Below are 13,212 nucleotides of genomic sequence, written 5' to 3'. Positions count from 1 at the left end.
CGCGCTGTCGCGCGGGCGCGCGCCGCACGACTCGTGCGAAACGTGCGGTGCGGAGCACCGCGACCGCGCTTTTCGCACGAGTCGCGCGTACCGTCCGTCTGAGGATTCGTGCGAAAGGTGCGGTGCAGGACGGGGCGACCGCACTTTTCGCACGAGGCCGGCGGCCGAGCGGGCGCGTCACCCGTTCTGGTAGACGCGGTGGTCCGCCCCCAGCGGATAGAGTTGCCGACGTGGCCGACAAGTATCCCAGTATCCGAAGGATGCTCGGTGTTGCCGGTCTCGTCGTCGCCGTGAGCGGCGGCGCGGTGCTCGCACAGGCGGTCACGGCGGGGGCAGCGACCGCGGAGACCGCGGCGACCGCAGCGACCGCGGCGACCGCAACTCCGTCCGCGCCGACGAACCCGACAGCCTCCCCCTCCGCCAGCGCGCCAGCGTCCACCAGCGGGCTCACGCCTATCGTCGACTGCATCGTGGATGCGCCCCTCGGCACCGCCGTCACGTCGCGCACCGTGCTCCTCGGCTACCGCAGCACGGCCGCCGAGCGCGTCACCGTCCAGGCAGGGTCAGGCTCCAACGACCTCGCGCCCGGCGGAACGACGCCTGGCCAGCCGACCTCCTTCGCGCCGGGGGAGCACCATGCGGTCTGGTCGCTGACCCTGGATGCGCTGACCGCTCCCACGGCGTCCTGGCGGCTCGGCACGGCAACGGCCGCCATCGACGCGACCGCGCCGTCGTGCGCGACCGTCTCCACCGTCGCCGTCTCCGCCCCGCGGGTCGTGGCCTCCGGCGGGATCGTCACGCTCACGGCGGCGGTCGGCCGGATGCTGCTCGCCGCGCCGACCGACGGCCGCGTCGAGTTCGCGTTCGAGGGGTCGGCGCCGACGAGCGTCGCCGTCGACGCCGCGGGTGTCGCCCGCGTCGACCTGCCCGCTCCGCCGGCCGGAGCGCACACCGTCACGGCCCGGTACGTCCCGGCCACCGGGTCGACGCTGCGCCCGTCGACGGCGTCCGCCGACCTCGCCGTCACCTCCGCGAGCGCCGCGCTCGGCGTGACCGGCACGAGCATCGCGGCGGACGGCGGCCACGCCACCATCACGGTGGGCCGCGCGTCCGGTGCCGGCGGCGCGACCGTCGACTACGCCACGGCCGACGGATCAGCGGTCGCCGGGGCCGAGTACCGCGCCTCCCGTGGCACCGCCGTGTTCCTCGACGGCCAGACCACGTCGACCATCGAGGTCCCGCTCCTTCCACGCGCGGCGGGGGCACCGGCGTCCACGTTCTTCGTGCTGCTGCAACGCGCGACGACCACCGTGGATGCGGCGTCCGCGTCCATCACGCTGCCTGCCGTCCCCGCCGCTCCGGCCGGCGCCGTGGTCACCGGGTCGTCCCCCACCAGCGGTGCCGGCGGGGACTCCCTGCTGCCGTCTGTCGACCCGACGAGCCCGGTGCCCGTCGCCCACGCGCAAGACCTGGCCATGCTGATCGGTGCTGCTCTGCTGACCGTTGGCGGCATCCTGGGCGTGGTCGGGCTGGTGCGCTTCGGCGGCTCGCGCGACGCGCGCGCCTGACCCGCGCGACTGACCGGTGCGCCTGGCCGGTGCGCCTGGCCGGCGCGACACCCTCCCAGCCGCCCGTGACAAATGTCACCCGGCTTCCCTGACATCCGCTCTGCGCGCCACCCTCTCCCGGCCGCCACGCTGAGAGGGTGAATCAGACACCAGCCATCCAGCTCACCGAGCTGCGCAAGTCGTTCGGCTCGTTGCAGGCCGTCAAGGGCGTGAGCCTCAGCATCGCCCCCGGCGAGGTCGTCGCCCTGCTCGGCCCGAACGGTGCAGGCAAGTCGACCACCATCGACCTCGCTCTCGGGCTCGCCCACCCCACCTCCGGCACGGCCGCCCTGTTCGGCGAGAACCCGCGCAGCGCCATCGAGCAGGGCCGTGTCGGCGCGATGCTCCAGGGCGGCGCGCTGCTGCCGACACTGACCGTCGCGCAATCCGTTGCTCTGGTCGCCTCTGCCCATCGGCACCCGCTGAGTGTGGAGGAAGCTCTCGAACGCGCGCGGTGCACCGAGATCGCCAAGCAGAAGGTCAGCAAGCTCTCCGGCGGCCAGATGCAGCGGGCGCGGTTCGCGGTCGCGGTGGTCTCCAACCCGGACCTGCTGTTCCTCGACGAGCCGACGGCAGCGATGGATGTGGAGGCCAGGCGCGCGTTCTGGCAGTCGATGCGCGAGTTCACCGACGAGGGCCGCACGGTCGTGTTCGCCACCCACTACCTCGACGAGGCCGACACGTACGCCGACCGCATCGTCATGCTCTCCCAGGGCGTGATCGTGGCCGACGGGACACCCACCGAGGTCAAGGCGGTCGTGTCCGGCCGCCGGATCAGGGCGAGCATCGAGTTCGCTTGGACCGACCAGGCACGGGATGCGCTGCTCGGACTCCCCGGCGTCCGCACGCTCGACCACCGCGCCGGTCAGCTCGCCATCGTCAGCGACGACTCCGACGCGACGCTGCGGGCCCTGCTCGCCGCGCACGCCGACATCCACGACATCGAGGTGACGGCGCACACGATGGACGACGCGTTCCTCGCGCTCACCGAGGGGACCGCATCCATCGGAGGAACCGCCTCCCTCGGAGACGCAGCGCCCGCAGCACCCGCACCCGCAGCATCCACCCCCGTCACGAACGGAGCACTCCGATGAGCATCGCCTACCTCGGGCTGGAATCCTTCCGCCAGCTGAAAAACGGCCGCTCGATGATCTTCACCCTCGCCGTCCCCCTGATCATGCTGGTCGCGTTCGGCGGCAGCTTCGGCGGCAGCGGTCAGGTCGACAGCGTCACGAAACTGCCCTGGATCGTCGTCACCACCATCCAGGTGGCCAGCTACGGCGGGATGATGGCGGCACTGTCCCAGGCGTTCAACATCGTCACCGAGCGCTCCATCGGCTGGAACAGGCAACTGCGCATCACGCCCCTCACCGGCACCGGCTACCTGGTCTCCAAGGTGATCACCGCCATGCTGATGGCGCTGGTGTCGATCCTCGTGATCTTCACCGTCTCCGAGCTGCTCTATCACCCGCCGCTCGCGCTCGGGAACTGGCTGACCGCCGGGCTCGGCATCTGGTGCGGGGTGATCCCGTTCGGGCTGCTCGGCATCCTGATCGGGCAATTCGCCAAGCCGGAGTTCGCGCAGCCGCTGTTCATGGCGGTGTTCATGGGCATGGCCGTGCTCGGCGGGCTGTGGGTTCCGCTGCAGATCTTCCCCGCCTGGGTGGGGAACGTCGCCCAGATCGTGCCGTCGTACTGGCTGAACAGGATCGGCCAGATGGGCGCCCACCAGAGCGGCGACATCCTGACGCCGGCGCTCGTGCTGGCCGGCTGGACGATCGTGCTCGGCGCGTTCATCATCTGGCGGTACCGCCGGGATGCCGCACGAAGCTGAGAGCGTGCGGCCTAGGCTGGTGAGCGTGCAGAGCACACAGAACGCGCGGGGAGCCGAGAGGGCGCAGCGCACCCGGAAGACGCAGGACTCCTGGAATGTGTCCGGCACAGAGAACCTGCGCCCGGTGGGCATCGTCCCCCGGCTCACCCATACGTCCGCTCGCCGCTGGTATCCGGGAGCTGTGATCGGGCTGCTCTACCAGATCTCCGTATTGATCGGCCTGTGGAGTTCGTCCGGCGCGCTCGCCACGAAGCTGGTCGCAACCGCCATCCTGGTGGTCGTCTACCTCGCGTTCCTGGTCCTCCCTCCGCTGCTCTGGTGGGAGGGGACGCCGCCAGGATGGCGGGAGTGCTCGGCTATCTGGCGTTCACCTGCCTGCTGTTCCCCTTCATCGGGCTTGCGACCACCTGGACCTGGGTGTACGTCGCCTGCGCCGCCGGGATGCTGCTGCGCCGGACGAGGACGGCGACCATCCTGATCGTGAGTATCGGCGCGCTGCAGCTCCTCCTCATCGCGCTGGTGGGCGACTTCGACGACAGCTGGTACATCGCCCTCGTCACGGTGTCCATCGGCGTGATGATGGCGGCGTTCTCGCGTCAGATCGAATCGCTCAGGGCGCTCCGGCAAGCGCAGGGCGAGATTGCACGGCTGGCGGTGATCGAGGAGCGCGCGCGGTTCTCCCGCGACATGCACGACGTGCTCGGCCACTCGCTCACCGTGGTGACGGTGAAGTCGGAGTTGGCGAGGCGTCTCGTCTCGATCGACCCCGCGAAGGCGGAGCAGGAGATCGCCGACATCGAACGTCTCAGCCGTTCGGCGCTCGCCGACTTGCGCGCCGCCGTCGCGGGCTACCGCGAGATGAGCCTGTCGACCGAGCTCGCCGCTGCGCAGGCGGCGCTCGCAGCTGCCGACATCGACGCCCATCTGCCGAGGAACGGCGACGGTGTCGACCCCGACCTGCGCGAGCTCTTCGGCTGGGTGCTGCGCGAGGGCGTGACGAACGTGATCAGGCACTCCGGCTCCCGCAACTGCTGGGTCACGGTGACGAGCGACAGGCTGGAGATCGACGACGACGGCAAGGGGATGGCCGGGGTCGGCGCGGTGGGAGGCGGCGCGGTGGCCGGCGGCCACTCTGCGGGAGAGGGCGGCCCGTTCGCCACCTCGCTCACCCGGGCGGGCGGCAACGGCCTCGACGGCCTGATCGCGCGCGCCCGCGAGGTGGGAGCCAGGGTGCTGGTGAGCGCCAGCCCGCGCGGCGGTGTGCGCCTCACGGTGCGGAGGGCGGACTTCATGACCGAACCCGGCGCGAACGAACCCGGCGGCGCGACCACGCCCATCCGGCTGTTGCTGGCCGACGACCAGGCGCTCGTGCGCGGCGCGCTCGCTGCACTGCTCGACCTCGAACAGGACCTGACCGTTGTCGCCCAGGTGGGACGCGGCGACGAGGTGGTGGATGCGGCCCGCGCCGCCTCGGCGCAGGTCGCGCTCCTCGACGTGGAGATGCCGGGCCTGGACGGGATCCAGGCCGCCGCAGCACTGCGGGCCGGGTTCCCGAGCTGCCGGTCGCTGATCGTCACGACGTTCGGGCGGCCGGGCTACCTGCGGCGCGCGATGGAGGCCGGGGCATCCGGGTTCGTCGTCAAAGACACCCCGTCCGGCCAGCTCGCGGATGCGGTGCGCCGGGTGGCTCAGGGGCTGCGCGTGGTCGATCCGACGCTGGCCGCCGAATCGCTGGCGTCCGGGACGTCGCCGCTCACGCCGCGGGAGACCGAGGTGCTCTCGGTGGCCGGGCGAGGGGAAGCATCTCGGACGTCGCCCGCGAGCTGCATCTCAGTGAGGGCACCGTGCGCAACCACCTGTCGAACGCGATCGGCAAGACGGGCGCGCGGAACCGCTCGGACGCCGCGGCGATCGCGGCGGCTCAGGGCTGGCTCTGAAGCGCTCCTGAGCATGCGTGGAGTCGGTCACAAACCGGCTCGGGGGTACGGCAAACGTCGCCGGGTGGTGTCAGACCAGAACCGCCAAGCGAGCCGTCAGGCGCGCTTCGGCGTCTCCTCGTCTTCGTAGTCGTCTTTGTAGCCCTCAGGCTCGTAGTCCGCCCACTTCTCGTACTGCTCGTCGTTGTGAGAGTGTCCCGTCAGCTCACGTTCGAGCGCGTCGTAGTTCACGTTCGGGCTGAATGACTTCAGCTCGCGCGCGATCTTGGTGTGCTTTGCCTTTTGACGGCCGCGCCCCATGCGTGACCCCCTTACGGTGCCAGGCCGGGTGGGAGATGAGCCACCCGGGAATCCGAACAGGAACAGTGAAAACTAGCGTCTAGTTTAGCATGTAGGACCTGAGTGGCCCTTACTTTGCGTACAGCGAGACATGATGGGATTGGCGGGTGACAACGACGAGGACCGACGCTCAGGTGGCGATCATCGGCGCTGGCCAGGCAGGCCTCGCTGTTGCATACTATCTTCGCCGATTCGAGCTCACTCCCGGCATCGATTTCGTCCTGTTCGACCGAGGGCCGTCGACCGGTGGCGCGTGGCAGCACCGCTGGGATGCGCTGAAGCTCGGCAGCGCCCACCACGTCAACGATCTGCCCGGCATGGCCGAGCTCGGCATCAGTTTCGAGACGGCGGACAGGTCGCTGCCCGCCAAAGACATCGTCGCCGGGTACTACCGCCGCTACGAGGAGCACTTCGGGTTCGACGTCCAGCGGCCGGTCACCGTGACGAGCGTGTTCGACCGCGGGGCCGACCTGATCGTGCAGCACACGAACGGCGAGACGGGCGCGCGGATGGTGGTCAACGCCTCCGGAACCTGGGGTGCGCCGTTCGTGCCGTACTACCCGGGCGTGAACGACTTCGCCGGACGCCATGTGCACACCTCCGGCTACCTGTCGGCAGAGGAGTTCGCCGGGCAGTCCGTCGTGGTCGTCGGCGGGGGCACGTCAGCGATCGGCTTCCTGCTCGAACTCGAGAACGTCGCGGCCGAGGCCGTCTGGGCGACGCGTCGGCCGGTCGAGTTCAAGGACGAGTCGGAGCTGACCATCGAGGGAGGGGTCGCCGCCGTCGCAGCACAGGATGCTGCGGCTCGGGCAGGCGAGGCGCTCCCGAGCATCGTGAGCGGCACAGGCGTTCCGCGCACCAGGCGCATCGCGGCGGGGATCGACAGGGGGCTTCTCGTTCCTCGGCCGATGTTCTCGGCGATAGAGAGTGACGGGGTGCGCTGGGACGACGGCTCGTTCACCAGGGCGGACGCGATCGTCTGGGCGACGGGGTTCCGCCCGGAGCTGCGTCACCTGGCGCCGCTGCGCCTGCGCGAGAAGTCCGGCGGCCTGACCGTCGCCTCCGGCGCGTCGTGGCAGGACCCGCGCATCTTCCTGGCCGGTTACGGGCCGCAGGCGAGCACGATCGGCGCCAACCGGGCCGGACGCGTGATCGCGCGTCAGATCATGGCGCAGTTGTAAGACCCTCGCTGCCGGTGTCGGTGTCGCTGCCGCTGCTGCGCACGGCGGCTTGCCGGGTGGCGCGCTCGGACGACGTGACCACGAGCCCCAGGATGAGCACAGCGAGGAGCGTGCTCAGCCAGGCAGGCACGACGAGCGCGACGCCGATGAGGATCAGCGGCAGCACGACGGCGGGGATCGCCCAGCGCAGCACGGCCGCCCAGGTGCGGCCGAACCGGCGGGAGATGAACGCGTTCGTCAGGAAGAACAGCGCGATGCCGCCGCCGAGCGACACCGCTGAGACGGCGGGCAATGGATGCTCGGGGTGCGCGATGGCGATGGCCAGCGCCCCCGAGATCACCGTGACGCCGCTGACGACGAGGTACGGCAGGAAGCCGACCGTGTCCCGGATCGCGCGGAAGTTGCCGGCGGCGCGGAGGGCGGTGAGCCCGGCTTCCATTGCTTCTGTGCCGTAGTGGAAGAACGACCAGGCGAGCAGGGATGCGACCAGCAGGGCGAGGGCCGCGGTGAAGCCGGACGGCCCGGTCCACGCGCTGTCGAGCGCATCCACGGTGGTCAGGACGGACTCGCCGAGCACGATGATCACCAGCAGCCCGAACCGCTCCGACAGGTGGGCGACGTTGATCCGGTCGATGGTCACTCCCGCCCAGCGCGACGCGCTCGCGACCAGCAGAGCGACCTCGATGGCGATGGCGAGCGCCCAGAGCGCGAAGTCGAACGGGTGCGGGAGGGCGATCGAGATCAGCCAGAGCGCGGCGGTTCCGCCGTTGTACGCCAGCACCCGGATGCGCGACGCCCCGCCCGTCGACCAGCTGCGGCGGATCCACAGCGCGAGCAGCACGAGTCGTAGCATCGCGTTCCCTGCGGCGAACAGCCAGGCGCGATCCCCGGTCGCCTCAGGAGCTGCGACGGCGATCGCGCCAACCGCGAACATCGACGAGAGCATCACGACGCCGAGCGCGCGGCGGGACAGCTCCGGACTGACGTTGACCGTGAACGTCAGGTTCACCCACGACCACCAGACCGTGGCGAACAAGGCCAGGAAGAGCACCAGCGTGCCGAAGGTGGGCTCGTGCGACAGTCCGTGCGCGAGCTGGCTGACGAGCGCGACGAAGATCAGGTCGAAGAACAGCTCCATCCAGTCGACGCGCGACGGATCGCGGTCGCGCGACGCGACAGGAGGCTGCGGGAGTCGTCTGCCCTGCTGCACGGTGCCTCCTCGCGTCGCTGTCGCCTCCGAACCTAGCGCGTCGGAGCTGCCCCCGCGCATCCATCGAGTGGTCCCGAATTGCCGCGCGCGATGGGGGCGTACGGCAATTCGGGACCACTCGATGGATGCGCGGGTGCGCGAGGCGACGCGCGCGGGTCAGCTCCGGGTGACGGAGCCCGCGTCGTCGACGGCGATGGCCACCGGCCGGCCGGCGAACCGGAGGCCGCTGACCTCGATGGCGCCGACACCCGGAACCGGCGCGACGTCGAGCGTTCCCGCCTGCGCGTCGGCCCGGAGGCCGAGGCGCGCGCCGAGCACGGCGACGGCCGCAGCGGCCGACCAGGCCTGCGGACGGCACGCGGCCGGGTACGGGATGGGTGTCGCCGTCTCGGTCGCCGCATCGCCGGAGTGCAGCTCGGGCATCCGGTAGCCGAAGCCGTCCGCGGCGGCGAGGAGGCCGCTCGCGAGCGCCTCCGCCTCTGCCGTGTGCCCGTCGCGGGCGAGCCCGGAGATGACGATGGCGGTGTCGTGCGCCCAGACGGAGCCGCCGTGGTAGCTGAGCGGCCAGTACCCGCCCGAGGCGGACGACATGGTGCGCAGGCCGTAGCCGGAGTTCAGCTCTGGGGAGGCGAGACGCCGCGCCACCAGTTCCGACTGCTCGGGGGTGAGGATGCCCGTGCCCAGCAGATGGCCGATGTTGCTGGTCACCGTGTCCACCTTGCGCTTGGAGCTGTCGAGCGCGATCGCCGGGTATGCGCCAGCCGGGTCGTCGATCCAGAACGACGCGGCGAACCGCTCCTTGAGGTCGGCGGCCCAGGTGCGCCACTCGTCGGCGCCGTCGCGGCCGAACGTTTCCAGCAGCTCTGCACCGCCGACGGCGGCCTCGTACGCGTACGCCTGCACCTCGCAGAGCGCGATCGGTCCGTCGGCGAGGGTGCCGTCCATCCACTGGATGGAGTCGCCCGAGTCTTTCCAGCCCTGGTTGGCGAGGCCGTGGCCGGTGGTGTCGACGTATTCGAGGAAGCCGTCGCCGTCGCTGTCGCCGTAGTCGCGCATCCACGCGAGGGCCGCTTCGAGGTGCGGCAGGAGCGCCTCGACCTCGCTGGCGGGCATTCCCCATTTCCAGGCGTCGTGCAGCAGCGTGACCCACAGGGCCGTCGCATCCACGGTGCCGAAGTAGAGCGGGGGGAGGACGACGCCCTCGCCGGGGATGGTCAGTGCAGCAGGCCGCAGCTCGTGCATGATCTTGCCGGGCTGCTCGGCCGTCTCGTTCACGGTCTGCGTGCCCTGCATCGAGGCGAGCACCCGCAGCGTGGAGGCGGCGATGTCGGTGCCGAGCGGCAGCAGCATCCTGGCGGCCCAGATCGAGTCGCGGCCGAACAGCGTGAAGAACCACGGGGCGCCGGCGGCGAGGAAGACGTCTTCCGGCCGGTCGGTGGTGGACATGCGGAGGGCCTGCAGGTCGCCGAGCGCGCGGTGCAGCCAGGAGGCGAGGCGCGAGTCGCCGGTCGCGGCGGTGAACGCTGCCCAGTCCGGCGACGGCTCCGCACCGGCGACGACCGCGGTCGGGTCGTCCACGTCGATGCGCCAGCTGAACGTCACCGCGTCGTGCGCGGGGATCTCGGCGCTCCAGGTGAGCGTGGCGGACGCGTCGCCGACCTCGACGGCCGCGGCGGGGGCCACCACCGTGGCCGTGACGACTCCGGAGGCGAAGGTCGCTCCGTCCGTCGTCGCTATCGCCGCAACCGGATGCTCGCTCCCGCTCAGTCCGGCCTTCACGACCTGCATCGGGCTGAAGTCTGCCAGCAGCGCAACCTCGACGGTGGGATGGATGGGCGTGGAGAGGGCGTTGCGGATGGTGATCGACTCGGTGAGCGACCCGGCCAGGACCTCCCTGGTGCGCTCGACGCGCACGCGCGGGTCGGCGGTGTGGTCGTCCAGGCCGCGCGCGAGCGACGTGAAGACGGCGGTCGCGGCATCCGGGGAGCCTGTCGCGATGTGCTCCGGCAGTGCGCCGTCGATCGTGAGCCCGATGCCGCCGAGGACGCGCAGGTCCGAGTGGTAGAAGCCGTGGATGCCCATACCGTCGACGGTGCCGTCCGCGGTCGACCAGGCTTGGCTGGGGGCGGTGAGCACCACGACACTGTCGTGCAGCAGGGGTTGGAGCGGCTGGGTCATCGTGGCGTTCACGTCTCCTCGGAGTGGGGGTGGTCGGTGGTGGTGAAAGTGGTGGAAGTGGTGTCGGTGCTGAGCACGCGCGGCTGGATCCTGCTCTCGCGAACAGCGGGGGTGCCGGGGGTGCCGGGGGTGACGGGGGTGACGGGGCTGCCGGGCTGGCCCGGCGTCGGCGCGCTGCCCGCCGAGGCGTCCCGCTCGACGCGCCAGGCGAACTGGCCTGGCCGCTCCGCGACGATGTCGACGACGTCCGTGCCCTCGTAGACGAGACCGACGCCTTCGTCGAGCGCGTAGCCGTCCGGCAGCGTCCCGTCCGCGACGGCCGCGCGGTGCGCGATCCTGCGGTTGGGGTCGGAGTCGTAGTGGACGCCGAGCGACTCCGGCAGCAGGCGCAGCCCGTCGGCGACGGCGTCGATCTGCGGACCGAACGAGGCGGTGGTGCCTCCGCTGTGCCAGCAGAGCGCACCCGCCGACCCTCCGGCGAGCACGACGCCCGCCTCCCACGCCTCGCGGAACACCGCCTCCAGCTGGTGGGCGCGCCAGACGGCGAGCAGGTTGACGAGGCTGCCGCCGCTCACCCACACCACGTCCTGCGCGAGCAGGTGGGCGCGCACATCGTCGACATTGGGATGCGGGAACAGGCGCAGGTGCGTGGCGTCGACGCCCGCGAGGCGCGCGGCCTCCAGCTCGGTGCCCTCGATCTGCCGCTGGTCGCCGCCTGCGGTGTTCACGTGGGTGATGCGGGGGCGCCTGCCTGTGACTCTCGCGAGCGAGACGGCGTGCTGGATGAGCGGGCCGTAGACCGCATCCGTCCAGGTTCCCGGATTGAGGCCGCCGCAGGTGGCGACGATGGTCGGCCTGGCGGCGGTCATTCCTTCACCGCCCCATCACTGGTGTTCATGATGCGGCGCTGGAAGATGAAGAACAGCACGGCCACCGGGATGGTCATGATGGCAGCCGCCGCCAGCTTGATCGGGTACTGGTTGCCCTGGCTCAACTGGCCGCTCGCGAGCCCGGCGACACCCTTCGTGAGCGTGGTGAGCGACGGATCCTGGGTCGACACGATGAAGTGCGCCAGCTCGTTCCACGACCCCTGGAACGACAGGATGATGATGGTGATGAGCGCAGGCCTCGCCATCGGCAGCACGATCGACCAGAACACCCGGAAGGTGCCCGCGCCGTCGATGCGCGCCTGCTCCTCGACGCTCGCCGGGATGGACTCGAAGAAGTTCTTCATGATGAAGACGCCCGCCGCATCCGTCAGCAGCGGGATGATCATGCCGGCGTACGAGTCGTAGATGCCGAGCTGGTTGATCACCAGGAACTTCGGGATGAGCAGCACCACCACGGGCACCGACATCACCGCGATCAGCCCGGCGAAGATCACGCCACGGCCGCGGAAGTGCAGGCGGGCGAGGGCGTAGCCGGCGAGCGAGTTGAAGAACACGCGCCCGAGGGTCACGAAGATCGTGACGATGGCCGAGTTCTTGAACCAGGTGGGGAAGTCGGAGCTGAGGAACAGCTTCGTGTACGCCGCCGTCGTCCAGGTCGTCGGGATCAGCGAAACCGGGTTGGCGGTGGCGTCCGCATCCGTCTTGAACGAGGTGGCCAACTGGATGAGGAACGGCGCGATGTAGACGACCGCGAGGACGACGAGGATCGCATACGTGATCGACCGCCCGACGACCGCGCCCGTCGACCGCTGCCTGCGGGGGTCCAGCGGGGGCTTCGCGTTCGCGAGCGCTCCGACGGCGAGCGTGTTGGCGGTTCCGCCTGCTCCTGTGCTCGATCCGATGCTCATCGGGTGCCTCCCGTGGTGTCGGTCGTCTCGGCGACCGCGACGGCCGACTGGTATGGGCGCATCCGGCGCTTGGAGACGCCGCGCTCGCGCAGCACCCAGCGCTGGAAGATCGTGAACAGCACGATGATGACGAACAGGATGAACGCGATCGCGGCGCCCTGGCCCCAGTTCTGGTCGATGAACGAGCTCTTGTACGACAGGTAGGCCGGGGTGAGCGTCGTCTTGCCCGGAGCGCCCTTGGTGCCGGTGTAGATGGCATCGAAGACCTGCCAGCAGCCGATCAGACCGAGGGTCAGGACCGTGAACAGCGTCGGCCGCAGCTGGGGGAGGGTGATCCGCCAGAAGCGCTGCCAGCCGTTCGCCCCATCCATCATCGCGGCCTCGGTGATGTCGCCGCCGAGGTTCTGCAGGGCGGCGATGAACAGCAGCATGAACGTGCCGCTCGTCGTGAAGACGGCCATGATCACGAACGCGGACATCGCGACGGACGGGCCTCCCAGCCAGTCCCACCAGGAGACGCCGAGCAGCGTGTTCTGGGTGAGGGCGGCCGGACCCTGCGTGATGCCGAACAGGCCGAGGAAGTTGTGGATGATGCCGTCGGGGTCGTTGAACCAGTTGGGTCCGTTGATCCCGAACCAGGACAGCACCTTGTTGACGGCGCCGGTGGTGCTGAACAGGAACAGCCAGAGCACCGTGATCGCCACCGAGCTGGTGACGGAGGGGAAGTAGAAGGCGGTGCGGAAGAACCCGCGACCGCGGAGGATCGCCCGGTTGACCAGCACAGCCAGCCCGAGGGCGACGGCGGTTTGGATGGGGACGACCAGGACCACATACCAGGCGTTGTTCTTGATGGCCATGCCGAAGTCCTGCTCGGCCAGCCCGCCTCCGGAGAGGATCGCCTGGTAGTTGTCGAAGCCGACGAAGTTGACGCCGGAGGAGAAGGGGCTGCCTCGGCCTCCCCAGTCGGAGAAGCTCACCCACAGTGCCATGAGCACCGGGACGACGAGGAAGACCCCGAGGAGGATGATGACCGGGGCGGTGAACAACCACCCCGAGGCGGCCTCGCCGCGCCGGATTCCGGAACGGCGAGACCGACTCGTGGTTTGCGACATTGTTCTGTGCTCTCCG

At 70.4% G+C, this 13,212-nt stretch carries 10 protein-coding genes and 2 pseudogenes; 6 read left to right on the top strand and 6 right to left on the bottom strand.

Going from position 1 to position 13,212, the window contains the following annotated elements; genetic code table 11:
* Positions 1-230 precede the first annotated feature (230 nt).
* The 5 genes and pseudogenes from AC37TH_RS01335 (at position 231) to AC37TH_RS01315 (ending at position 5,378) form a co-directional block, all read left to right on the top strand.
* Positions 231-1,568: an Ig-like domain repeat protein gene (locus AC37TH_RS01335; protein WP_490762552.1), complete on the top strand. Its 1,338-nt coding sequence runs from the start codon at positions 231-233 to the stop codon at positions 1,566-1,568.
* 137 nt (positions 1,569-1,705) lie between these two features.
* Positions 1,706-2,701: an ABC transporter ATP-binding protein gene (locus tag AC37TH_RS01330; RefSeq protein WP_490762551.1), complete on the top strand. Its 996-nt coding sequence runs from the start codon at positions 1,706-1,708 to the stop codon at positions 2,699-2,701.
* Positions 2,698-3,441 (top strand): ABC transporter permease, encoded by a 744-nt coding sequence (locus AC37TH_RS01325; RefSeq protein ID WP_490762550.1) that lies wholly within the window; start codon positions 2,698-2,700, stop codon positions 3,439-3,441. The genes AC37TH_RS01330 and AC37TH_RS01325 overlap by 4 nt, the downstream gene beginning before the upstream one ends.
* Before the next feature lie 339 nt (positions 3,442-3,780).
* A pseudogene (locus tag AC37TH_RS01320) lies at positions 3,781-4,245 on the top strand (sensor histidine kinase); the annotation flags it as partial.
* 486 nt (positions 4,246-4,731) lie between these two features.
* Positions 4,732-5,378: pseudogene (locus AC37TH_RS01315) on the top strand (response regulator transcription factor).
* Positions 5,379-5,474: 96 nt separating this feature from the next.
* Here the strand turns inward: AC37TH_RS01315 and AC37TH_RS01310 are convergent.
* Positions 5,475-5,678: a DUF3073 domain-containing protein gene (locus AC37TH_RS01310; RefSeq protein ID WP_055898390.1), complete on the bottom strand. Its 204-nt coding sequence runs from the start codon at positions 5,676-5,678 to the stop codon at positions 5,475-5,477.
* A gap of 146 nt (positions 5,679-5,824) precedes the next feature.
* On the opposite strand from AC37TH_RS01310, the gene AC37TH_RS01305 reads away from it, so the two are divergent.
* Entirely contained in the window at positions 5,825-6,898 is a 1,074-nt protein-coding gene (locus tag AC37TH_RS01305; protein WP_490762549.1) for an NAD(P)-binding domain-containing protein, read from the top strand.
* Here the strand turns inward: AC37TH_RS01305 and AC37TH_RS01300 are convergent.
* The 5 genes from AC37TH_RS01300 to AC37TH_RS01280 form a co-directional block, all read right to left on the bottom strand.
* Entirely contained in the window at positions 6,882-8,108 is a 1,227-nt protein-coding gene (locus AC37TH_RS01300) for a low temperature requirement protein A (RefSeq protein ID WP_490762548.1), read from the bottom strand. The genes AC37TH_RS01305 and AC37TH_RS01300 overlap by 17 nt on opposite strands.
* Positions 8,109-8,264: 156 nt before the next feature.
* On the bottom strand, positions 8,265-10,298 hold the full coding sequence (locus tag AC37TH_RS01295) for a glycogen debranching N-terminal domain-containing protein (RefSeq protein WP_490762547.1): 2,034 nt from the start codon (positions 10,296-10,298) through the stop codon (positions 8,265-8,267).
* The gene (locus AC37TH_RS01290; protein ID WP_490762546.1) at positions 10,295-11,155 is read right to left on the bottom strand and encodes a Type 1 glutamine amidotransferase-like domain-containing protein; all 861 of its coding nucleotides are present in this window, start codon (positions 11,153-11,155) and stop codon (positions 10,295-10,297) included. Before AC37TH_RS01290 ends, AC37TH_RS01295 begins: the two co-directional genes overlap by 4 nt.
* Complete coding sequence (locus AC37TH_RS01285; RefSeq protein ID WP_490762545.1) at positions 11,152-12,084, bottom strand: carbohydrate ABC transporter permease; 933 nt, start codon at positions 12,082-12,084, stop codon at positions 11,152-11,154. The genes AC37TH_RS01290 and AC37TH_RS01285 overlap by 4 nt, the downstream gene beginning before the upstream one ends.
* Positions 12,081-13,196, bottom strand: coding sequence for a carbohydrate ABC transporter permease (locus AC37TH_RS01280; RefSeq protein ID WP_490762544.1), 1,116 nt, complete (start codon positions 13,194-13,196; stop codon positions 12,081-12,083). The genes AC37TH_RS01285 and AC37TH_RS01280 overlap by 4 nt, the downstream gene beginning before the upstream one ends.
* Between the last annotated feature and the right edge of the window lie 16 nt (positions 13,197-13,212).

It is taken from the genome of Leifsonia sp. McL0627, from assembly GCF_058244615.1.
This window is presented reverse-complemented; position numbering and strand designations above follow the sequence as displayed.

Bases quoted from the DNA above. Each gene is read 5' to 3' on its own strand.
- AC37TH_RS01325 (WP_490762550.1), top strand. From the start codon at position 2,698: ATGAGCATCGCCTACCTCGGGCTGGAATCCTTCCGCCAGCTGAAAAAC.
- AC37TH_RS01310 (WP_055898390.1), bottom strand. From the start codon at position 5,678: ATGGGGCGCGGCCGTCAAAAGGCAAAGCACACCAAGATCGCGCGCGAG.
- AC37TH_RS01290 (WP_490762546.1), bottom strand. From the start codon at position 11,155: ATGACCGCCGCCAGGCCGACCATCGTCGCCACCTGCGGCGGCCTCAAT.
- AC37TH_RS01285 (WP_490762545.1), bottom strand. From the start codon at position 12,084: ATGAGCATCGGATCGAGCACAGGAGCAGGCGGAACCGCCAACACGCTC.
- AC37TH_RS01280 (WP_490762544.1), bottom strand. From the start codon at position 13,196: ATGTCGCAAACCACGAGTCGGTCTCGCCGTTCCGGAATCCGGCGCGGC.